This window comes from Micromonospora sp. M51 (genome assembly GCF_018070305.1).
Lineage (GTDB): Bacteria > Actinomycetota > Actinomycetes > Mycobacteriales > Micromonosporaceae > Micromonospora > Micromonospora parva.
The window spans coordinates 1-1135 of the sequence record NZ_JAGPXZ010001209.1 but is presented as its reverse complement, the minus strand read 5'-3'; the positions used below and the strand labels follow the sequence as shown (position 1 = coordinate 1135).

Genomic DNA, 1135 nt, shown 5'->3' with positions numbered 1-1135 from the left:
GTGATGGTGCCGACCGTCGAACGCGGGTTACGCGAGGTGGACTTCTGGTCGATCGAGACGGCCGGGCTCAGGCCCTCGATGAAGTCGACGTCCGGCTTGTCCATCTGGCCGAGGAACTGCCGGGCGTACGAGGAGAGCGACTCGACGTAGCGGCGCTGCCCCTCGGCGAAGATCGTATCGAAGGCCAGGCTCGACTTGCCCGACCCGGATAGCCCGGTGAACACGATGAGTGCGTCCCGGGGCAGGTCGAGACTGACGTCACGCAGGTTGTGCTCGCGCGCGCCACGGATGATCAGTCGGTCGGCCACAGTGCGTGTACTCCCGGGAGAAGATGAAGCGAAGGATGTGTCCCGCTCTGGGTGCTCTTGAGCGGTCGTGCGGGCGCGGAAAACACGCCTCGGCAACTCTAGCCCCGAGGTACGACAGTTTCCCTCGCCCGCACATTCCCCCAGCTCAGCCCGGTCGGCCGCCCGGCCCGCAGCCGGCCGGGAGCCCCGGCCGGTCGGCCGCGAACCACGGTCAGTAGCCCCCGGGCGTCGGCGGACGCGCCGCGCGACGTCGGGCCGAACGCCACCCGCCGCGCCGCTCCGCCGCCACCCGCGCCTCCCGCCGTCGACTCTCGTGGGCCACCTCACCCTGCAGTCGCCGCCAGCTCTCCCACCGACGGGTGGAGAGCTCGCCGGTGTGCAGCGCCTCCCGGACCGCGCAGGCCGGCTCACCGTCGTGGCCGCAGTCGGCGTACCGGCAGCCCTCGGCCAGCCCGGCGATGTCGGCGAACGCCCGGTCGAGCCCGGCCGCGCCGTCCAGCAGACCGACCGCCCGCACGCCGGGCGTGTCGATCACCGCGCCGCCGCCGGGGACGGGTACGAGAGCCCGCCAGGTGGTGGTGTGCCGACCCTTGCCGTCCACCCGCCGGATCGCCTGGGTGGGCATCATCACCGCCCCGACGAGGGCGTTGACCAGGCTCGACTTGCCGGCACCGGACGGGCCGAGCAGGCCGAGCGTGCGACCGGGGGTCACCTCGGCGCGCAGCGGGTCCAGCCCGAGGCCACGTTCGGCGCTGACCGGCAGCACCGGCACCCCGGGGGCGACAGCGGCCAGCTGGCGGGCCAGCGCGCCCGGGTCGGCCGCCAGG

Annotated in this window: 1 protein-coding gene and 1 pseudogene; both read right to left on the bottom strand. The window is 73.8% G+C overall.

Annotated elements, in window-relative coordinates:
- Positions 1-308, bottom strand: a pseudogene (locus KBX53_RS33755) (excinuclease ABC subunit A); the annotation flags it as partial.
- Between the two features lie 211 nt (positions 309-519).
- Positions 520-1135: ribosome small subunit-dependent GTPase A (rsgA, locus tag KBX53_RS33750; protein WP_210863897.1), on the bottom strand; the 616-nt coding region annotated here is incomplete at its 5' end.